Origin of the sequence: Mycobacterium novum, from assembly GCF_010726505.1 — a bacterium.
Lineage (GTDB): Bacteria > Actinomycetota > Actinomycetes > Mycobacteriales > Mycobacteriaceae > Mycobacterium > Mycobacterium algericum.
The window spans coordinates 213,252-233,334 of sequence record NZ_AP022562.1; the positions used below are offsets into that span (position 1 = coordinate 213,252).

The 20,083-nt window shown below is 69.0% G+C and carries 21 protein-coding genes, 1 tRNA gene and 1 other RNA gene; 13 read left to right on the plus strand and 10 right to left on the minus strand.

Annotated features, from left to right (window positions below; translation table 11 throughout):
- Nucleotides 1-110: 110 nt before the first annotated feature.
- Nucleotides 111-695: a helix-turn-helix domain-containing protein gene (locus G6N19_RS01035; protein ID WP_193465608.1), complete on the plus strand. Its 585-nt coding sequence runs from the start codon at nt 111-113 to the stop codon at nt 693-695.
- Between the two features lie 206 nt (nt 696-901).
- Nucleotides 902-1,870, plus strand: a complete 969-nt coding sequence (locus G6N19_RS01040) for a tyrosine-type recombinase/integrase (protein ID WP_232062474.1) — start codon at nt 902-904, stop codon at nt 1,868-1,870.
- 23 nt (nt 1,871-1,893) lie between these two features.
- Here the strand turns inward: G6N19_RS01040 and rnpB are convergent.
- Nucleotides 1,894-2,279: RNase P RNA component class A (rnpB, locus tag G6N19_RS01045), an RNA gene on the minus strand.
- An 88-nt stretch (nt 2,280-2,367) separates the two neighbouring features.
- On the opposite strand from rnpB, the gene G6N19_RS01050 reads away from it, so the two are divergent.
- Complete coding sequence (locus tag G6N19_RS01050) at nt 2,368-3,084, plus strand: 2OG-Fe(II) oxygenase (RefSeq protein ID WP_041317691.1); 717 nt, start codon at nt 2,368-2,370, stop codon at nt 3,082-3,084.
- Here G6N19_RS01050 and G6N19_RS01055 read toward each other — a convergent pair.
- Both G6N19_RS01055 and G6N19_RS01060 read right to left on the minus strand, forming a co-directional pair.
- A complete protein-coding gene (locus G6N19_RS01055) occupies nt 3,069-3,725 on the minus strand; it encodes a class I SAM-dependent methyltransferase (protein ID WP_193465609.1) in 657 nt (218 codons plus the stop codon). The two genes, G6N19_RS01050 and G6N19_RS01055, sit on opposite strands and share 16 nt — an antisense overlap.
- Nucleotides 3,718-4,632 (minus strand): NAD(P)/FAD-dependent oxidoreductase, encoded by a 915-nt coding sequence (locus tag G6N19_RS01060; protein ID WP_041317687.1) that lies wholly within the window; start codon nt 4,630-4,632, stop codon nt 3,718-3,720. The genes G6N19_RS01055 and G6N19_RS01060 overlap by 8 nt, the downstream gene beginning before the upstream one ends.
- A 216-nt stretch (nt 4,633-4,848) precedes the next feature.
- Here G6N19_RS01060 and cysK point away from each other — a divergent pair, with 216 nt between their 5' ends.
- Genes cysK through G6N19_RS01075 form a run of 3 tightly spaced genes read left to right on the plus strand, consistent with a single transcriptional unit; the run spans nt 4,849 to nt 6,997 of the window.
- On the plus strand, nt 4,849-5,784 hold the full coding sequence (gene cysK, locus G6N19_RS01065; protein ID WP_013828605.1) for a cysteine synthase A: 936 nt from the start codon (nt 4,849-4,851) through the stop codon (nt 5,782-5,784).
- 7 nt (nt 5,785-5,791) lie between these two features.
- Nucleotides 5,792-6,376: a serine O-acetyltransferase EpsC gene (gene epsC / locus G6N19_RS01070; RefSeq protein ID WP_013828604.1), complete on the plus strand. Its 585-nt coding sequence runs from the start codon at nt 5,792-5,794 to the stop codon at nt 6,374-6,376.
- Between the two features lie 48 nt (nt 6,377-6,424).
- Nucleotides 6,425-6,997, plus strand: a complete 573-nt coding sequence (locus G6N19_RS01075) for a helix-turn-helix domain-containing protein (protein WP_013828603.1) — start codon at nt 6,425-6,427, stop codon at nt 6,995-6,997.
- A gap of 10 nt (nt 6,998-7,007) precedes the next feature.
- Here the strand turns inward: G6N19_RS01075 and G6N19_RS01080 are convergent, their stop codons facing one another.
- From G6N19_RS01080 to G6N19_RS01090, 3 genes are read right to left on the minus strand one after another with little or no spacing between them, the layout of a single operon-like run.
- Nucleotides 7,008-8,117 carry a bifunctional RNase H/acid phosphatase gene (locus G6N19_RS01080; protein WP_013828602.1) on the minus strand — a complete coding sequence of 370 codons (1,110 nt, stop codon included), beginning with the start codon at nt 8,115-8,117 and terminating at the stop codon, nt 7,008-7,010.
- Nucleotides 8,118-8,141: 24 nt separating this feature from the next.
- A complete protein-coding gene (locus tag G6N19_RS01085) occupies nt 8,142-8,876 on the minus strand; it encodes a zinc ribbon domain-containing protein (protein ID WP_193465610.1) in 735 nt (244 codons plus the stop codon).
- The gene (locus G6N19_RS01090; RefSeq protein ID WP_193465611.1) at nt 8,873-10,006 is read right to left on the minus strand and encodes a Nif3-like dinuclear metal center hexameric protein; all 1,134 of its coding nucleotides are present in this window, start codon (nt 10,004-10,006) and stop codon (nt 8,873-8,875) included. The genes G6N19_RS01085 and G6N19_RS01090 overlap by 4 nt, the downstream gene beginning before the upstream one ends.
- Before the next feature lie 61 nt (nt 10,007-10,067).
- Here G6N19_RS01090 and G6N19_RS01095 point away from each other — a divergent pair, with 61 nt between their 5' ends.
- From G6N19_RS01095 to G6N19_RS01115, 5 genes are all read left to right on the plus strand, one after another.
- On the plus strand, nt 10,068-10,751 hold the full coding sequence (locus G6N19_RS01095; RefSeq protein WP_013828599.1) for an HAD hydrolase-like protein: 684 nt from the start codon (nt 10,068-10,070) through the stop codon (nt 10,749-10,751).
- Complete coding sequence (locus tag G6N19_RS01100) at nt 10,744-11,238, plus strand: low molecular weight protein-tyrosine-phosphatase (RefSeq protein WP_013828598.1); 495 nt, start codon at nt 10,744-10,746, stop codon at nt 11,236-11,238. Before G6N19_RS01095 ends, G6N19_RS01100 begins: the two co-directional genes overlap by 8 nt.
- Complete coding sequence (locus G6N19_RS01105) at nt 11,238-12,071, plus strand: SURF1 family cytochrome oxidase biogenesis protein (RefSeq protein ID WP_193465612.1); 834 nt, start codon at nt 11,238-11,240, stop codon at nt 12,069-12,071. The genes G6N19_RS01100 and G6N19_RS01105 overlap by 1 nt, the downstream gene beginning before the upstream one ends.
- 80 nt (nt 12,072-12,151) lie before the next feature.
- On the plus strand, nt 12,152-12,961 hold the full coding sequence (locus tag G6N19_RS01110; RefSeq protein ID WP_193465613.1) for an oxygenase MpaB family protein: 810 nt from the start codon (nt 12,152-12,154) through the stop codon (nt 12,959-12,961).
- 29 nt (nt 12,962-12,990) lie between these two features.
- A complete protein-coding gene (locus G6N19_RS01115; RefSeq protein ID WP_193465614.1) occupies nt 12,991-13,854 on the plus strand; it encodes an LLM class F420-dependent oxidoreductase in 864 nt (287 codons plus the stop codon).
- Nucleotides 13,855-13,867: 13 nt separating this feature from the next.
- On the opposite strand, the gene G6N19_RS01120 is transcribed toward G6N19_RS01115, so the two are convergent.
- From G6N19_RS01120 to G6N19_RS01135, 4 genes are all read right to left on the minus strand, one after another.
- Nucleotides 13,868-13,942 (minus strand) — tRNA-Val (locus tag G6N19_RS01120).
- Nucleotides 13,943-14,066: 124 nt separating this feature from the next.
- Complete coding sequence (locus G6N19_RS01125; protein ID WP_013828594.1) at nt 14,067-14,528, minus strand: peroxiredoxin; 462 nt, start codon at nt 14,526-14,528, stop codon at nt 14,067-14,069.
- Nucleotides 14,528-14,950, minus strand: coding sequence for a DUF3052 domain-containing protein (locus G6N19_RS01130; protein ID WP_013828593.1), 423 nt, complete (start codon nt 14,948-14,950; stop codon nt 14,528-14,530). Before G6N19_RS01130 ends, G6N19_RS01125 begins: the two co-directional genes overlap by 1 nt.
- Nucleotides 14,951-15,034: 84 nt before the next feature.
- On the minus strand, nt 15,035-15,622 hold the full coding sequence (locus tag G6N19_RS01135; protein ID WP_041317684.1) for a hypothetical protein: 588 nt from the start codon (nt 15,620-15,622) through the stop codon (nt 15,035-15,037).
- A 190-nt stretch (nt 15,623-15,812) separates the two neighbouring features.
- On the opposite strand from G6N19_RS01135, the gene aceE reads away from it, so the two are divergent.
- Complete coding sequence (aceE, locus tag G6N19_RS01140) at nt 15,813-18,611, plus strand: pyruvate dehydrogenase (acetyl-transferring), homodimeric type (protein ID WP_193465615.1); 2,799 nt, start codon at nt 15,813-15,815, stop codon at nt 18,609-18,611.
- Nucleotides 18,612-18,650: 39 nt separating this feature from the next.
- Nucleotides 18,651-19,967 (plus strand): PucR family transcriptional regulator, encoded by a 1,317-nt coding sequence (locus tag G6N19_RS01145; RefSeq protein ID WP_013828589.1) that lies wholly within the window; start codon nt 18,651-18,653, stop codon nt 19,965-19,967.
- The last annotated feature ends 116 nt before the right edge of the window (nt 19,968-20,083 follow it).

The window sequence follows — 20,083 nt, forward strand, 5'->3', positions numbered from 1 at the left end:
TAGCGCCAGGTCGAACTGGGCGTGCCGGTCAACTCCTCCAGATCGGTGGAGTTGAGATATTCACTGCGGTCCATAAGGACAGTCCTCCCTGATATCGGTACAGTTCCGATTTGCGGAATGACACGAGTGTTGTCCGTGTTGGTTGCGCTGGTCAACCGATTACAGGTATGTTTCCGAATATGGGTAAGCAATCATCGGTTGAGACCCGATTTAGGGAGCGCGTCAAGCGGGAACGCGAGCGCCGCGGTTTGTCACAGTCCGACCTCGCAAAACAGTTGAGCGCCAAAGGGATTCACAGCATCTATGCGACGACGGTTGCCAAGATCGAGTCCGGTGAGCGGGCGGTGAGGATCGACGAGGCCGCGGCACTCGCGGACTTGTTCGGCGTATCGACGGACGCGCTGATGGGGCGCGCGACCACTGCGGAGCGTGACCGGCTCTACGCGGTGCGCGACGCCGCCCTGCAGGCACGTTTCACCCTTGGCGGGATCAGTACGACGCTGATCAACACGTTCCCCGAACTCGATGGGCTGGAGTTCGACAACCGTGAGGTGGTCGTCGCGGCTGCCGAACTCGCGGTCGACTCGATAGACGCGGCGATAACCGCACTCCTGGTCGTTGACGATCCGACCGTGCCCCAGATGCCGCAGCGGTCCTACAAGGTGTCGACGTACGGAAAGAGGTCGGAGCGATGATGCGACGTAATCGACGTGCCGGGGTCGAGGATCGGTGGACGAAAACTGTTCGGGTTGACGGGGAGTCGCGCACGGCACCCAGCTCTCGGCACGGCAAGGGGCTGCGGTGGCTGGCCCGCTACGTTGACGACGCCGGCCGGGAGCACACCAAGAGCTTCGCCCGCAAGGTCGACGCGAGCCGGTGGCTTGAAGGCCAGACCGCTGCTGTGGTGTCCGGTACGCATGTCGATCCGAGGGCGGGCGAAGTCACCTTCCGCGATTACGCCGAGCGGTGGCGCAAGATGCAGGTTCAGCGACCTAGCTCGCAGGCGCACGTCGAGACGATGCTGCGGCGGCACACGTACCCGGTGTTCGGGGATCGTCAGCTCGCCTCGATCATGCCCAGCGACGTACAGGCATGGGTTAAGGGCCTGGCGCTGGCACCAGCCACGGTCGCGGTGATTCATGGGATCGCCTCGACGATCTTCAAGTCGGCGGTGCGGGATCGCCGGGTCGCATCGAATCCGTGTGAGGGCACCAAGCTGCCGAAGGTGCAGCGAGCGCCGGTGGTGCCGTTGACCACGGAGCAGGTGGAGGCGGTGCGGGCTGCCTTACCGGCGGAACTCCAGGCGCTCGTCACCTTGGCGGCGGGTACCGGGATGCGGCAGGGTGAGTGCTTCGGGCTGACGGTGGATCGGGTGCGGTTCCTTGAGCGTGCAGCAACGGTGGATCGGCAACTGGTGACGGTGCAGGGTAAGGCACCGGAGTTCGGGCCACCCAAGACGCAGGCCAGCAACCGGGTCATCCCACTGCCCCAGGTCGTCGTGGACGCGCTCGCGGCGCATCTGGCGGCATTCCCCGCCGGCCCTGATGGCCTGATGTTCACCTTGAAGGGCAAGCCCCTGACCCGAGCCACGTTCGGCCATGCGTGGAGACCAGCCGCCAGGAAGGCCACCCTCCCGGCCGGCACCGGATTCCACGCGCTGAGGCACTACTACGCGAGCCTGTTAATCCGGCACGGCGAGTCGGTGAAGACGGTGCAGGCGCGGCTCGGGCACGCCTCCGCGGTGGAGACGCTGGACACCTACAGCCACTTGTGGCCGGATTCCGATGATCGGACCCGTGACGCTATCGATTCGGTGCTCGGTAAACCTGCTGCGGACCAATTGCGGACCAGCACCCCATCTGAGGGGTGAATCAGCAGGTCAAAGAGTTAGCGCGGACGAGTTGGCCTGTAAGCCGGATTCTGTTCCGCACCGCGGGCGCGGTGCGGCGGCGACCATCCATCTGGGCACACCGTCGCCGGGTACCTCGAGCGGCCTACCCGCAGATTCGGGCGAGCAGCCCTCGAACACCTGCGCGACCGCACGAAGTGCGGTCTTCTTGGCCTTGCTTCGGGTGGGGTTTACCAAGCCGTACCGGTCACCCGGCACGCTGGTGCGCTCTTACCGCACCGTTTCACCCTTACCACCTCGCGGTGGCGGTCTGTTTTCTGTGGCACTATCCCGCGAGTCACCTCGGATTGCTGTTAGCAATCACCCTGCTCTGTGAAGTCCGGACTTTCCTCGACCCACTCTCGCGAGCCGCGGCCGCCCGGCCAACTCGTCCGCGCTGATCACCGTACCGGCAAGCCGTCCGGTGAGCCACCCCCAGCGCCCCGCCGCCGAGCCGGCCGGGCTTAGGCTTTGCGGTGATGACAACGACACCGTGGCAGCGGCGGGTGGACGCCGGCGACTGGGACGCCATCGTCGCCGAACTCGACGAGGTCGGCGGCGCGCTGTTGCCGCGGCTGCTGACGGTGTCGGAGGCTGCGCGGCTACGCGGTATCTACAAGGACGACGAGCGCTTCCGCGCCACCGTCGACATGCAGCAACAGCGCTACGGATCCGGGCAATACCGGTACTTCGGCGCGCCGGCACCGGATCCCGTCGATGCGCTCAAACGGGCGCTGTATCCGCACCTGCTGCCGATCGCGCGGAACTGGGCGGCGCGGCTGCGGCGAGACGCCCCGTGGCCCGACGACTTCGACGAATGGCTGGATCACTGTCACCGGACCGGGCAGACCAAACCCACCGCGCTGATGTTGCGCTACGGTCCCGGCGACTGGAACGCACTGCACCGGGACCTGTACGGCGACTTGGTGTTTCCGCTGCAGGTGGTGATCAACCTCAGCGACCCGGGCACCGACTACACCGGCGGGGAATTCCTGCTGGTCGAACAGCGGCCGCGCGCCCAGTCCCGGGGCACCGCCACCCAGTTGCCGCACGGACACGGCTATCTGTTCACCACCCGCGACCGGCCGGTGCGCTCCACCCGGGGCTGGTCGGCGTCGCCGGTGCGCCACGGCGTTTCGACGGTCCGCTCCGGCGAGCGCTACACCCTCGGGCTGATCTTTCACGACGCCGCTTGAACGTCGCCGTTCGGCGTGCGGCGCAGCAGAATCACGTTGTCGGTCAGCGTGGCGGTCTGGCCGTCGGGCCCGACGGCGTCACGCTCGGCGGTGCCCACCCGCAGCCGCTCCCACCGCGCATGGTCGAGGCGCAGCCCCGCCAGCACCTCCTCCGCCGCGGCGAAGTGGTGGGCGTGGGCCTGCTCCCCAGCCCACGGTGGCGCGGCACCATGGTCGACGATCAGCAGCAGCCCGCCCGCCGCCACCGCCTCGGCGGCCCGGCGCAGCACCGTGTCGCGTTCCAGTCGCGCCGGGGAGTGTAGGAACTGCGCCGACACCAGGTCGAACCGGCCGGCCGGAAAGCTGTCGGACAGATCGTGCCGCTCGAAATGAATGTGCGGCAGCACTTCTCGTTGCCGCGCTGCGGCCCGAGCCCGGTCCAAGGCGTTGGCCGAGACGTCGACGGCGAGCACCTGCCAACCCTTTTCGGCCAACCAGATCGCATCAGCGCCCTCGCCGCAGCCCAGGTCCAGCGCCCGGCCCGGCGCCAGGCCGGCGGCAATCAGTGCGAGGTGGACGTTGACCCAGCCGCTCCATATCCGGTCGTCGCCGTCGTAGAACTCGTCCCAGAACTCCTGCGCGTCGCGCTGCGGTTCAGACATCGCCTACCGCCAGACTCTGCACCACTGCGGCTGCGGCCCGAGCCCCCGCCGCGATCGCCACGGCGACCTGCGGCATCTCGCCGGTCAGGTCTCCGGCGGCGAACACCCCGGGAACCGAGGTGCGGTACAGCGGATCCACGCCGATCGGGTCTTGGGCGACCGGGCTCGGCGCGGTGATGTCCACGCCCAGTTGGGCCGCCAGCCGATCGCGCTGCCGGGTGCCCGTCGCGACCAGCAGCCCGCGCCGCGGCAGCCGGCTGCCGTCGGCGAACACCACCGCCGACAATTCACCGTCAGCTGCATCCAGCGCCGCTACCGGCCGCTCGTCGACCCCGACGCCGGCACCGGCCAGCCGGGCGCGGCCAGCGTCGTCGAGGTCGGCCGAGCCGTCGGCCAGCAGCACGATGTCGTCGCTCCAGCACCGCAACAGCAACGACAGCTGCACGGCTTTCTCACCGCGGGCCAACACCGCCAGTGGTTGATCGGCCACCTCCCAGCCGTGACAGAACGGACAGTGGAAGACCGACCGGCCCCACAGCGGCGCCAGGCCGGGCAGCTCCGGTGGCAGGTAGGCCATTCCGGTGGTCAGCAGCACCCGGCGGGTGCGCTCGTTGGCCCCGTCCGCCGAGCGCACGACGAAGTCATCGTCCAGACGGCCGATGTCGGTCACCTCGCCGGAGCGGATCTGCACACCATAGGACGCGATTTCGCTGCGTCCGATCCCATACAGTTCGGCCGGCGGGCGCCCGTCGTGACCCAACAGGCCGCCGATACCGATGGCGGGCAGGTTGCTCTGCTCCCCCGCGTCGATCAGCAACGTCCTGCGTCGGGCCCGGCCCAGCACCAAGCCGGCGCTGAGCCCGGCCGCCCCGCCGCCCACCACAATGCAATCCCAGATCTCTGCCATGCAGCCGAGCGTGCCGGGACACTGCGGCCACAGCAAGTTGACTTGCTATCTAGGCAAGTACGCGAATGGGTTCACATCCCGGTCGATGTCAAAATCGAGGTGTTCTTCCGGGCCATTCGTCGCACCGAAGCAGCGGGCTCCTAGCATCGTTTACGGGGTCTGTTTTTGTGTGGCCACGACGCAGCACCGGACGAGCAGCGAGAGATAAGGTCTCCTATGGGCAGGATCTACGACAACGTCACCGAACTGGTCGGGCATACGCCGCTCGTCCGGCTCAACCGGCTCACCGATGGCCTCGGCGCGAAGGTGCTGGCCAAGTTGGAGTTCTATAATCCGGCGCACAGTGTCAAAGATCGCATTGGGGTGGCGATCGTCGACGCCGCCGAGCGCTCCGGTGAGCTGCGGCCCGGCGGAACCATCGTCGAGGCCACCAGCGGCAACACCGGCATCGCGCTGGCGATGGTCGGTGCGGCGCGCGGGTACAAGGTGATCCTCACCATGCCGGACACCATGTCCACCGAGCGCCGGGTGATGCTTCGCGCGTTCGGCGCCGAGATCGTGTTGACCCCCGGCGCCGAGGGCATGTCCGGCGCGGTGGCCAAGGCGAAGCAGATCATCGCCGACACCGACAACTCGGTGGCAGCCGATCAGTTCGCCAACCCCGCCAACCCGGAGATCCACGCGACGACGACCGCCGAGGAGATCTGGTCGGACACCGACGGCGCGGTCGACATCTTCGTCGCCGGGATCGGCACCGGCGGAACACTGACCGGGGTGGGTCACGGGCTCAAGGAACGCAAACCCGGGGTGAGGATCGTCGGCGTCGAACCGAAAGACTCCCCGATCCTCACCGGCGGAGACCCCGGGCCGCACAAGATCCAGGGTCTCGGAGCGAATTTCGTGCCCGAGGTGCTCGATCCGGAAGTCTACGACGAGATCATCGATGCCACCTTCGACGATGCCGTCAAGGTCGCCCGCCGGCTCGGCACCGACGAGGGCATCCTCGGCGGAATCTCCGCGGGTGCGAACGTCTGGGCCGCAATCGAACTGGCCAAGCGCCCGGAGAACGACGGCAAGCTCATCGTCACGGTCATCCCCGACTTCGGCGAACGCTACATCTCGACGCCGCTGTTCGCGCACATCAGGGAATAATCGCCTCATGAGCCTGATATCGGCGGTACGCGAAGACCTGAAGAACGCCCGGGCCCACGATCCGGCAGCGCGTGGGAACGTGGAGAACGCCTTGGTGTATTCAGGTCTGCACGCCATCTGGTCACACCGTGTGGCACACCGGCTTTGGGCCCGGCCCGCATTGCGGGGCACCGCACGGCTGCTGGCCCAGTTCACCCGGTTGCTGACCGGGGTCGAGATCCATCCGGGTGCGACCATCGGCCGGCGGTTCTTCATCGACCACGGGATGGGCGTGGTGATCGGCGAGACCACCGAGATCGGCGACGACGTGATGCTCTACCACGGCGTGACGCTGGGCGGCCGCTCGATGAAGCGGGGCAAGCGCCATCCCACCGTGGGCGACCGGGTCACCATCGGTGCCGGGGCAAAAGTGCTCGGGCCGATACGCATCGGGGACGACTCAGCGGTGGGCGCCAATGCCGTCATCACCCGTGACGTACCGGCGAACTCGATCGCGACCGGAATCCCGGCGGTGGTGCGCCCCCGGGCCGAGACCCAGCGTGAGCCCGGTGTCGACCCGACGGCCTACATCGACCCCGCGATGTACATCTGACCCGGGCCCGATTGCGCTGACTGGCATCCGTCGGCAAACTGGTTTGCCGTGGCGGCAACTGATGAGAACAGCGTCGACCTGCGGGTGCGCCGTCGGCTGCGGGAACTACGCACCCAGCAGGGGCTGACACTCGAGGACGTGGCAACGCGCGCCCGCATCGACGTCTCGACGCTGAGCCGGCTGGAGTCCGGCAAACGGCGCCTGGCACTGGATCACCTGCCCCGGCTGGCCGAGGCGCTGTCGGTCAGCACCGACGAGTTGCTGCGCGCCCCCGAACACCGCGACCCGCGGGTGCGGGGCGCCGCGCAGACCCGCCACGGCATCACCTACTGGCCGCTGACCCGGCACGGCCCGGCCGGTGGCCTGCATGCCTTCAAGATCCGGGTCAACGTCCGGCGTCGGCGTCCGGCCGAGTTGCCGGTTCACGAGGGGCACGAGTGGATGTACGTGCTGTCGGGCCGACTGCGCTTGGTGCTCGGCGACGACGACTTCCTGATCGGGCCGGGCGAGGCCGTGGAATTCTCCACCTGGATCCCGCACTGGTTCAGCGCGGTCGACGGGCCGGCGGAGGCGATCATGATCTTCGGCGCCCACGGTGAGCGGGTGCACCTGCGCGACTGAGCGCGCCCCGTTAGAGGTAGGCGGTCTGATTCACCAGTCGCACCGACGCGGGCCCGTCAGCGAAGAACTCGGCGATGCTCAGCGAGGCCAGGTCCAGGTGCAGCCGGTAGAGAATGGCCGGACCGGCGTCCAGCGCCAGGCGCAGCATCGTCTTGATCGGCGTCACATGCGACACCACCAACACGGTGGTGCCGGCGTGCTCGGCGATGATCCGGTCGCGTGCGCGCCGTACCCGCCGTTGCACCGCGTCGAAACTCTCCCCGCCTGGCGGCTCGGTAGCGGTGTCGGTCAGCCACCGCCGGTGCAATTCCGGGTCGCGTGCGGCCGCCTCGGCGAACGTCAGGCCCTCCCAGGCGCCGAAGTCGGTCTCGATCAGGTCCTCATCGACGGCCACGTCCAGGCGCAGCAGCTTCGCCGCGGCGGTGGCCGTGTCATGGCAGCGCTGCAGTGGCGAACTGATCACCGTCGAAATGCCGCCGCGCTGCGCCAGGAAGCGCGCCGCCGCATCGGCCTGGCGCCGGCCCGTGTCGGTCAGTTCCGGATTACCGCACCCGGAGTAGCGCCGTTGCACCGACAGTTCGGTCTGTCCGTGCCGCAGCAGCAACAGCCGGGTGGGGGTCCCCGTGGCGCCCGTCCAGCCGGGCGCCGTGGGCCTATCCGGCCCCGGTTTCCCGGGATTCTCGGCCATCGGCTCCCCGATGGCCGGGGGGCTGCCTTTCGCGGCGGCGTCCATCGCCTCATTCGCCAGCCGGTCGGCGTGAGAGTTCTTCTCCCGCGGAATCCAGTTGTAGCGGACGTGGTCAAACTTGGCCGCCAGCTCACGGGCGCGGGTGTGTAGCGGGATCAGATCCGGATGCTTGACCTTCCATCGGCCGGCCATTTGTTCGACCACCAACTTGGAGTCCATGAACACCGCCACCTCGGCGGCGCCTAGTCGTGCCGCCTCGGTCAGACCGGCGACCAGGCCGCGGTATTCGGCCACGTTGTTGGTGGCCACGCCGATCGACCCCTTGGTCTCGGCGAGCACCTCGGCGCGATCCGCCGACCACACCACCGATCCGTAGCCAGCGGGCCCCGGGTTGCCGCGCGATCCGCCGTCGGCCTCGACTACAACCTTCATCCCACGACCTTCATCGGCGGCGCTCTACCCGAAGTCCTTGACGCGCAGCAAGACCGCGCTGCACTCCGGGCACCGCAGCACCTCCTCGGGCGGGGCCGCCGAGATCCGGGCCAGCTCCCCGCGGTCAATCTCGATCCGGCAGGCCCCGCACTGGCCGCCCCGCAGCGGTCCCGCCCCGACGCCACCGGAGGCCCGCTGCCGCTCGTAGAGCGCGAGCAGCTCGCCGTCGATCGTGCCGGCCAGCTCCGCACGGGTCGCCGCGCGCTGGGCACGAGTGGTCTCGAGCTCGGCCGACGCGGTCTGCAGGGTCTCCTCCACCCGGGCCAGCTCGGTGGCCAGCTCGTCGACCACACCGGATTCGGCGGTCGCCTGCGCCTGCAGTTGCTCGCGCTGTTCCAGCAGCTCCAGTAGCGAATCCTCCAGGCTGGCCTGGCGCCGCTGCAGTGTCTCGAGCTCGTGCTGCAGATCGGCGACCTGCTTGGCGCTGGTCTGCCCGGAGTCCAGCAGCGCGCGGTCGCGGTCTGCCCGCTGGCGTACCGCGTCGATCTCGGACTCGAATCGGGCGGCTTGGCCGTCCAAGTCCTCCAGTGCCAATTCCAGGGCGGCCAGCCGGTCGGCGGCGGTGGTGTGCTCGGCCAGGATGCGGTCGCGCTCCTGCTGCTCGGGAAGATGACCGGACCGGTGCGCGATCCGGGCCAGTTCGGCGTCGAGTTCCGACAACTCCAGAAGCGAACGTTGCTGTGCCACTTCAGCCTTCATCGCCGGTCTCCTTCGAACGCGAGATTCCAGGGGTCGGTGCGCAACGCGCTGACGCGCACCGGCAGGGCAGCACCGAAGTGCGACCGGAGCACGTCGGCCGCCTGCGCGCACCACGGGTATTCACTGGCCCAGTGCGCCACGTCGACCAGCGCCACCGTCGACCGGCGGGCGTGCTCGTCGGCCGGGTGGTGGCGCAGATCCGCGGTGACGTAGGCCTGTGCGTCAGCCGCGGCCGCAGCGTCCAGCAAGGAATCGCCGGCGCCGCCGCAGACCGCCACCCGCGACACCGGCAGATCCGGGTCCCCGGCCGCGCGCACCCCCCACGCGGTGGCCGGCAGCCCCGCGGCGACCCGGGCGACGAACGTGCTCAGCGGCTCCGGGACCGCCAGGCTGCCGATCCGGCCGATCCCGACCCCGGCGGGCAGCGGCTGCAGCGCGAACACGTCGAACGCCGGTTCCTCGTAGGGATGCGCGGCCAGCAGCGCCGCCCGGACCCGGCCGCGGGCGCGGGCCGGAGCCACCACCTCGATGCGATCCTCGGCGACGCGCTCCACCGCGCCCACCCGCCCGATCGTCGGGTCCGCGCCGTCGCCGGGCAGGAACTGTCCGGTCCCGGTCACCCCCCAACTGCACTGGGTGTAGTCGCCGATGTGCCCGGCTCCGGCGGCGAACACCGCGGCCCGCACCGCCTCGGCGTGCTCGATCGGGGTGTAGATCACCCACTTGTCGGTGTCGGGGGCCTGCGTGGCCGGTTCCAGCACGGCCTCCACGGTCAGGCCCAGTGCGTCCGCCAGCGCATCCGACACCCCCGGTGAGGCCGAGTCGGCATTGGTGTGCGCGGTGAACAGGGCTCGCCCGGAACGGATCAGCCGGTGTACCAGCGAGCCCTTGGGCGTGCTCGCCGCCACGGTGTCCACCCCGCGCAGCAGCAACGGGTGATGGGCCAGCAGCAGACCGCCGTCGGGCACCTCGTCGACCACCGCAGCCGTCGCATCGACCGCGATCGTCACCGAGCCCACCACGTCGTCCGGGTCACCGCAGACCAGCCCGACGGAATCCCACGACTGGGCCAGTTCCGGGGGGTAGGCGGCGTCGAGCACGTCGATGACATCAGCCAGCCGCGCAGTCACACTCCAAGACAGTAGTGCGCCACTCGGCGAGGCCGCCGCCCACGTCGGGGACAATGGGGCCGTGACGCGCACTACCACTGTCAGCGCCGAACTGGTGATCTTCGACCTGGACGGCACTTTGACCGACTCCGCAGCCGGGATCGTGGCCAGCTTCCGCCACGCGCTGGACCACATCGGGGCGCCGGTTCCCGGCGGGGATCTCGCCCAGCGGCTCGTCGGGCCGCCGATGCACCACACGCTGGCCGCGATGGGCCTCGGCGAGCAGACCGACGCGGCGATCGCCGCCTACCGCGCCGACTACACCAGCCGCGGCTGGCTGATGAACACCATGTTCGACGGTGTCGCCGCGCTGCTGGGGGACCTGCGAGCCGCCGGGGTGCGGTTAGCCGTGGCCACTTCCAAGGTCGAGCCGACCGCGCGCAGGATTTTGGCCCACTTCGGGCTCGACGGGCACTTCGAGGTCGTTGCCGGCGCCAGCGTCGACGGCAGCCGGGCGGCGAAGTCCGAGGTGCTGGCCCATGCGCTGGCGCAGCTGGCGCCGTTGCCGGCCCGGGTGCTGATGGTGGGCGACCGGCGTCACGACGTCGACGGCGCGGCCGCCCACGGTATCGACACCGTGCTGGTCGGCTGGGGCTACGGCCAAGCCGACTACCAGGACACCGCCGACTCCGGCCCTGATTTCCCCGGCGGTCCCGTCGCTCGGGTGCAGACCGTCGCCGAACTGCGGGAGGTGCTCGGTGTCTGACCCGGCGCTGCATGTCACGTTCGTCTGCACCGGCAACATCTGCCGGTCTCCGATGGCCGAGAAGATGTTCGCCCACCAGCTCACGCAACGCGGCCTGGGCGAGCTGGTGCAGGTGAGCAGCGCCGGAACCGCCGACTGGCATGTCGGCAAGTGCGCCGACGAACGCACCAACCGGGTGCTGCGCGACAACGGCTACCCGGTGGAGCATTCCGCCGCCCAGGTCGGTCCGCTCCACATGGCGGCCGATCTGGTGGTGGCGTTGGGACGCAACCACGTGGGGCTGCTACAGGGACTGGGGATCCCGGCCGACCGGATCCGGATGCTGCGGTCGTTCGATCCGCGTTCGGGTGCGGCCGTGCCCGACGTCGACGACCCGTATTACGGCGGACATGACGACTTCGTGGCGGCCTACACCGTCATCGCGGCCGCGTTGCCGGGCCTGCACGACTGGGTCGACGGACGGCTGGCGTCCCGCGAGGGCAGCTGATGCGGCGGCTGGCCTTCCTGCTGCGCCCGAGCTGGCTGGCCCTGGCGGTGGTGGTGCTGGCCTTCGCCTACCTGTGCTTCACCGTGCTGGCGCCGTGGCAGCTGGGCAAGAACACCACCACCACACGCGCCAACAGCCAACTGGAGCGGGCGCTGACCGCGGAACCGGTGCCGCTGACGACGGTGCTACCGCACCAGGATTCGTCGGCGCCCGATGAGCAGTGGCAGCCGGTGACCGCCACCGGCCGCTATCTTCCCGACGCGCAGGTGCTGGTGCGGTTGCGGCTGATCGACGGCGCGCCGGCCTTCGAGGTGCTGACACCGTTTGCGGTCGCCGGCGGGCCGACGGTGCTGGTCAACCGCGGCTATGTGCGCACCGACGACGGCGGCTCGCGGATGCCGGAGATTACGCCGCCGCCGGACGGGCAAGTCAGCATCACGGCACGGCTGCGGGATTCACAGGCGGTGATTCCCGGTAAAAATTCGTTCCGCGAGAACGGCTTCCGCCAGGTGTACTCGATCAACACCGAACAGGTCGCGGCGGTGACCGAGGTTCCGCTGACCGGGTCCTATTTGCAACTGGTCGACGACCAACCGGGCGGGTTGGGTGTGATCGCGCTGCCCCGCCGCGATGCCGGCCCGTTCTTGTCCTACGGCATCCAGTGGATCGCGTTCGGGATCCTCGCCCCGATCGGCCTGGGCTACTTCGCGTTTGCCGAACTGCGCGCGCGGCGGTCGGAGAGTTCGGCCGCCGCCGACGCCGATTCGGATGAGCCCGCACCACCGATGACCGTCGAACAGAAGCTCGCCGACCGGTACGGCCGGCGCCGCTGACCACTGCCGGCACGCCATCGGCCCGAGTGCGGCATACCGGACCCCGCATTCGGGCATACTCCAGCCATGGAGCAGCCCCGATGAAGCGGCCCACCCGGGTCGTCGACCTGCTGAATCCCGCGGCGATGTTGCTTCCGGCCGCCAACGTGATCATGCAGTTGTCGCTGCCCGGGGTCGGCTACGGAGTGCAGGAAAGCCGGGTGGACAGCGGCAACGTGTACAAGCACCCGTTCAAGCGGGCGCGGACCACCGGCACCTACCTGGCGGTAGCCACCATCGGCACCGACGAAGACCGTGAGCTCTATCGCGAGTGGGTGGACGGGGTGCACCGGCAGGTACGTTCCACGCCCGAAAGCCCGGTGCGCTACCACGCGTTCGACCCCAGGCTGCAATTGTGGGTAGCGGCCTGCCTCTACCGCTACTTCGTCGATCAGCACGAGTTCCTGCACGGCCCGCTCGATGCCGCGGCTGCCGACGCGATCTACGCCGACGCCAAGAAGCTCGGCACGACCCTGCAGGTGAGCGACGAGATGTGGCCGGCCGACCGGGCGGCGTTCGACGAGTATTGGAAGCGCTCGCTGGACGAGCAGCGCATCGATCCGCCGGTGCGCGAGCATCTTTACGGAGTGGCGTCGATGGTGTTCTTGCCCTGGCCGCTGCGGCTGGCCGGCCCGCTCAACCTGTTCGCCACGACCGGATTCCTGCCCGCCGAGTTCCGCCAGCTGATGAAGCTGGACTGGTCGGCCTCGCAGCAGCGCCGGTTCGAGTGGCTGCTGTCCGCGCTGCGGCTCGCCGACCGGTTGATCCCACAGCGGGCCTGGCTGCTGGGTTACCACGTGTACCTGTGGGACATGCGTTTTCGGGCCCGTACCGGTATGCGCGTGGTCTAGCCTCGCCGGCGCTGTGCCATCCTGGCCTGATGGTCGACATCTCGGGTGTGGGGATCTGGAGTGCGCCGCTGCGTTACGGCGATCAGGGTGAGGCCGCCGAGGCGGCCGCCGAACTGGAGGAACTGGGCTTCACCGCACTGTGGATACCCGACGTCGGCGGTCCGGTGTTCGACGCGGTGGGCAACCTGCTGTCGGCCACCCGGCGGGCCGTCATCGCCACCGGCATCCTAAACCTGTGGATGCACACCCCGGCCGACGTCGCGGCGTCGTACGCATCGCTGACGGCAACCCACGGTGACCGCTTCCTCCTCGGGATCGGTGTCAGCCATGCGCCGCTGATCGACGCCGGGGATCCCGGCCGCTACCGCCGGCCGCTGCGGGCGATGACCACCTTCCTGGACGGCCTCGACGCCGCCGACACCCCCGTTCCGGTGGGTTCCCGGGTGCTCGCCGCGCTGGGTCCGAAGATGCTCGGGCTGGCCGCCACCCGCAGTCGCGGCGCGCACCCCTATCTGACTACCCCCGACCACACCCGGTTCGCCCGCGAACAGCTGGGGTCCGGCCCGTTGCTGCTGCCCGAGCAGACCGCGATCCTGTGCGCTGACCGGGCCGAGGCGCGCGAGATCGGCACCAAGTGGCTGGGTTCGTACCTCGCGCTGCCCAATTACGCCAACAACCTGCTGCGTTCGGGCTTCACCGAGGACGACATCGCCTCGGTCAGCGACCGGCTGTTCGACGCGATCATCGCCTGGGGGACCGTCGAGGCCGTGACCGGCCGGATCGCCGAGCACCGGGCCGCCGGCGCCGACCATGTCTGCGTGCAGCTGCTCGACGCCGACCCGCGCGCCTTCCCGCGGGACCACTGGCGCCGGCTGGCCGAAGCCGTGTGCTGAACTGCATTAACACTGGTGGGCGCGGACGGTATCGAACCGCCGACCGCTGGTGTGTAAAACCAGAGCTCTACCACTGAGCTACGCGCCCCAACCCGGGCAGGTTACCCGCACCGCTGCAAGACACCCAAACCGCCACGGCCCTCGGCGAGTGTGCGCAGAATTCCGGCCACACCGGCGTGTCGGTGTGCAAACGCGCCCGCTCGCGCCGGGGGTTACCCCTGGAGGGCGGCCAGTGCGTCGATCCACAATTGCTGGTCGCGCGCTTCGCCGGGAGCCTTCATCTCGGCGAACCGGATGACGCCGGACTTGTCGACGACGAACGTGCCGCGGTTGGAGAACCCGGTGTCGGAGTTGAACACCCCGAACGACTGGCTGACCGCGCCGTGCGGCCAGAAGTCCGACAGCACCGGGAACAGGAACCCGCTCTGGGTCGCCCAGATCTTGTGGGTGGGCGGCGGGCCCACCGAGATGGCCAGCGCCACACTGTCGTCGTTGACGTAGGTGGGCAGGTGATCACGCAACCGGTCCAGCTCGCCCTGGCAGATACCGGTGAAAGCCAGCGGGAAGAACACCAGCAGCACGTTCTTATCACCGCGGAAGTCACTGAGGGTGACCTGCTGCTGGTCCTGGTCTTTGAGCGTGAAATCGGGGGCTTCGGTTCCGACTTCCAACATCAACGCTTTCCCATCCTGGATTTGGGCTGAACCAACCGGCTGGCACTCCAGTCGCCGAGGTTGACCGACGAGGTCGGCATGAGGCCGGCGGTCGGCGCCGACTCGGCGATCTCGGCGGGCCGTACATGGCCGGACTTCCCGGTCTTGGGCGTCAGCACCCAGATCACGCCGTCATCGGCCAGCGCGGTGATCGCGTCCATCAAGGTGTCCACCAGATCACCGTCGCCCTCGCGCCACCACAGCAGTACGACGTCGACCACCTCATCGGTGTCCTCGTCGAGCAACTCACTACCGCAGGCCTCTTCGACGTCGGCACGGATATCGTCGTCGGCGTCTTCGTCCCAGCCGAACTCCTGGACCAACTGGTTGCTTCCGATGCCCAATTTGCGGGCGAAGTTCGGGGCGTTATCCGCCGCGACCACCGTGTAACCTCCCTAGACCGTCACCGCGCCGTTTGTAGAGCATCATCGTTGCACAGCAGGCCGCATAGCACGGGATCGACGGGCTCAGAAGGCGCGACACAGCTGCATCCCCTTCTCCCGTGCCCGGTTGAGCTCATCCTTGCGGGCGTTGTACACCGAAACAGGCGCCTTACTGGAAATCGCATTCGCCACGCCACGCGCAGCTTCGACGTAGGTGTTGAACGCGTCGGTGAGTTCGGCCGACAACTTCTCGTTGATGGCGCCGGCCACTTCGTCGGCGCTGTGGTTGAGCGCCTCGACCGCCGGCCCGGCGGTACCGGGGATGTCCCCACCGTTGTTGAACGCCTCGACGTACTTGTTCACGGTGTCGACGGCGTCGCTGCTGCTCGAGGCGAACCTGCCGCACGCGCCGCGCACCGCCTGGGTCGTCATGGATTGCTGACGCTGAGTCTCGCGGATGCTCGACGTCGCCTCCGACGCCGACACCGACGCCGACACCGAGGAGCGGTACGCCGGTGCCGCCGAGGTGTCCGCCTGCGGGTTCCCGCCGATGATGCTGGTGCAGCCGACGACGCCCATCGCCAGAGCCGCGGTTCCACCGGCCACCAGGGCACCCACCCGGGCGTGTCGCCGCGCCCGCCCCCGCGGGACGGTCCGCCATCCGGTCAGCACAACCTCAGACGTTACCGCGTAGTCGCGAGCAGGCCGAGATCAGCCCACCCGCAGCCGACTCACCCACCGCCGGACCCGGCTGCGGTGGGGCAGGATAGAAAAGACAGGACCGACGAAGCGATCGGTTCCCGTGTCGTGCCGGCCACAAGCCGACAGGCACATCTTCACCTCCAAACCAAGGAGTAATGCGTTGACTACCGAGGCCGTGCACCAGGATCTGGGCAAAACACCAAGCGGCACAACCGAAGCCGATCGGGTCCGAGTGATCCGCGAGGGGGTGGCGTCCTACCTGCCCGACATCGACCCCGAAGAGACCTCCGAGTGGCTGGAGTCCTTCGACGGCCTGGTGGCCCGCTCCGGTCCGGCACGCGCCCGCTACCTGATGCTGCGGCTGCTCGAACGCGCCGGCGAGCAGCGCGTGGCGATCCCGGCACTCACCTCGACCGACTACGTCAACACCATCCCGACCGAACTGGAGCCGTGGTTTCCCGGCGACGAGGACATCGAACGCCGTTACCGGGCGTGGATCCGCTGGAATGCCGCGGTCATGGTGCATCGCGCCCAGCGGCCCGGGGTCGGCGTCGGTGGTCACATCTCGACCTACGCATCGTCGGCCTCGCTCTACGAAGTCGGGTTCAACCACTTCTTCCGCGGCAAGGCCCACCCCGGCGGCGGGGACCAGATCTTCATCCAGGGCCACGCCTCCCCCGGCATCTACGCGCGCGCGTTCCTGGAGGGCCGGCTGAGCACCCATCAGCTCGACGGCTTCCGGCAGGAGCACAGCCATCCCGACGGCGGCCTGCCGTCCTACCCGCACCCGCGGCTGATGCCGGACTTCTGGGAGTTCCCCACGGTGTCGATGGGGCTGGGCCCGATGAACGCCATCTACCAGGCGCGGTTCAACCACTACCTGCACGACCGGGGCATCAAGGACACCTCCGACCAGCACGTGTGGTGCTTTCTGGGCGACGGCGAGATGGACGAGCCGGAAAGCCGCGGGCTGCTGCACGTCGGCGCGCTGGAGGGCCTGGACAACCTGACCTTCGTGATCAACTGCAACCTGCAGCGCCTCGACGGCCCGGTGCGCGGCAACGGCAAGATCATCCAGGAGCTGGAGTCGTTCTTCCGCGGCGCGGGCTGGAACGTGATCAAGGTGGTGTGGGGCCGCGAGTGGGACGCACTGCTGCACGCCGACCGGGACGGCGCCCTGGTCAACCTGATGAACGTCACCCCCGACGGCGACTACCAGACCTACAAGGCCAACGACGGCGGCTATGTGCGGCAGCACTTCTTCGGCCGCGACCCACGCACCAAGGCGCTGGTCGAGAACCTGTCCGATCAGGACATCTGGCACCTCAAGCGCGGCGGGCATGACTACCGCAAGGTCTACGCCGCCTACCGCGCGGCCGTCGAGCACCAGGGTCAGCCGACGGTGATCCTGGCCAAGACCATCAAGGGCTACAGCCTCGGCAGCTACTTCGCCGGCCGCAACGCCACCCACCAGATGAAGAAGTTCCGCCCGCAAGACCTCAAGGACTTCCGCGACGAGATGCGAATCCCCATCTCCGACGCCGAGATCGAGGAGAACCCGTACCTGCCGCCGTACTACCACCCCGGCGAGGACGCACCGGAGATCCGCTACCTGCTCGACCGCCGCCGCGCCCTGGGCGGTTTCGTCCCGCAGCGCCGCACCCGGGCCCGCGCGCTGACCCTGCCGGGCCCCGAGGCGTACGCGGCGGTCAAGAAAGGGTCGGGGACCCAAGAGGTCGCCACCACCATGGCGACCGTGCGGGTGTTCAAAGAGTTGTTGCGCGACAAGGAAATAGGCACCCGACTGGTCCCGATCATCCCCGACGAGGCCCGCACCTTCGGGATGGACTCCTGGTTCCCGTCGTTGAAGATCTACAACCGCAACGGGCAGCTCTACACCTCGGTCGACGCCGAGTTGATGCTGGCCTACAAGGAAAGCGAAGTCGGCCAGATCCTGCACGAGGGCATCAACGAGGCCGGCTCGACGGCGTCGTTCACCGCGGTCGGCACGTCGTACGCCACCCACGACGAGCCGATGATCCCGATCTACATCTTCTACTCGATGTTCGGCTTCCAGCGCACCGGCGACAGCCTCTGGGCCGCCGCCGATCAGATGGCGCGCGGTTTCATCCTCGGCGCCACCGCCGGACGCACCACGCTGACCGGTGAGGGCCTGCAGCACGCCGACGGGCACTCGCTGCTGCTGGCGGCCACCAACCCGGCGGTGGTCTCCTACGATCCCGCGTTCGCCTTCGAGGTCGCCCACATCATCGAAAGCGGCCTGCAACGCATGTTCGGGGAGAACCCGGAGAACGTGTATTTCTACGTCACCCTCTACAACGAGCCCTATATTCAGCCCGCCGAGCCCGACGGCTTCGACGCTGAAGACGTCGCCGGCCTGCTGCGCGGGATCTACCGCTACCAGAAGGCCGCGGAGCCGAAGTCCCATGCCGCCCAGATCCTCGCCTCCGGGGTGTCGATGCCCGAGGCGCTGCGCGCCGCCGAGCTGCTGGCCGCCGACTGGGATGTGGCCGCCGACGTGTGGTCGGTGACCAGCTGGGGTGAGCTCAACCGCGACGGCGTGGCACTCGAGCGCGAGCGCCTGCGTCACCCCGAGCGCCCGGCCGGCGAGCCGTACGTGACGCGGGCGCTCGCCGACGCCGCCGGCCCGGTCGTCGCGGTGTCGGACTGGATGCGCGCGGTACCCGAGCAGATCCGGCCCTGGGTGCCGGGCACCTTCGTCACGCTGGGCACCGACGGCTTCGGCTTCTCCGACACCCGGACCGCCGCGCGGCGCTACTTCAACACCGACGCGGAGTCGGTGGCCGTGGCGGTACTGGCCGCCTTGGCCCGCGACGGTGCCATCGACGCGTCGATCCCGGCGACCGCCGCCGACCGGTACCAGATCGACGATGTGATGGCCGCCCCGGAGCAGACGTCGGACTCGGGCGTGGCTTAGTTGTCCGGTCCCGCCAGAAAATTGGCGTAGCTTTTAGGGATGGCCGACAACAGTGCGGGGCCGGTTCTGCCGAGGTCCACGCTTGATCTGCTGAGCGCTGTCCCGGACACCCTGCTGCGCAGGCTGAAGCACTACTCGGGCCGACTGGCCACCGAGGCGGTCTCGGCGATGGGCGACCGGTTGCCGTTCTTCGCCGAACTGGAGGCGTCCCAGCGCGCCAGCGTCGCCCTGGTGGTGCAGGCCGCGGTGGTCAACTTCGCCGAGTGGATGCACGACCCGCACGGCAATGTCGGCCACACGGCGCAGGCGTTCGAGTTGGTGCCCCAGGACCTGACCCGGCACATCGCGCTGCGCCACACCGTGGACATGGTGCGGGTGACCATGGAGTTCTTCGAAGAGGTCGTGCCGATGCTGGCCCGCTCCGAGGAGCAGGTGACCGCGCTGACGGTGGGCATCCTCAAGTACAGCCGCGACCTGGCCTTCACCGCCGCCTCCGCCTACGCCGACGCCGCCGAGGCCCGCGGCACCTGGGATTCTCGGATGGAAGCCAGCGTGGTCGACGCCGTGGTGCGCGGTGACACCGGGCCGGAGTTGCTGAGCCGCGCAGCGGCGCTGAACTGGGACACCAACGCCCCGGCCACGGTCGTGGTGGGCACCGCGCCGCCCGGCCCGGACGCGTTCTCCGGCCAAAAGGCCAGCCAGGATGTCCGCGACGTCGCCGAGCGCCACGGCCGCGCCGCCCTGACCGACGTGCACGGCACGTGGCTGGTGGCGATCGTGTCCGGCCCGCTGTCGCCGACCCAGAAATTCCTCGCGGATCTGCTCGCCGCGTTCTCCGACGGGCCGGTGGTGATCGGCCCGACCGCCCCGAGCCTGACCGCGGCCTACCACAGCGCCAGCGAGGCGATCTCGGGCATGAACGCCGTGATCGGCTGGACCGGGGCGCCGCGGCCGGTGCTGGCCCGCGAGCTGCTGCCCGAGCGCGCCCTGATCGGGGACGCGTCGGCGATCGCGGCCCTGCACACCGACGTGATGCGGCCGCTGGCCGAGGCCGGACCGTCACTGACCGAGACGCTGGACGCCTATCTGGACTGCGGCGGGGCGATCGAGGCCTGCTCCCGAAAGTTGTTCGTTCATCCAAATACCGTCCGCTACCGACTCAAGCGGATCGCCGACTTCACCGGACGCGATCCCACCCAGCCGCGCGACGCCTACGTGCTGCGGGTCGCAGCCACGGTGGGCCGGCTGGCCAATCAGGCGCAGCACGCCAGCTTCAGCAGCGCACAGGTGACCTATGCCACCGCGGCCATGCCCCCGACGCCCGGCCCCGGACTCGACGAGCATCACGTCGGGTGAGACCGGCGCGGTCCGGCGGAGCCGAGGCGGCGCCGTCGACGGTAGTTGTCGCAGGACGGTATCGAACATGTCGCGTCAGATGACTGTTTTGTAGGACCTCCACAAAAACATAAGAC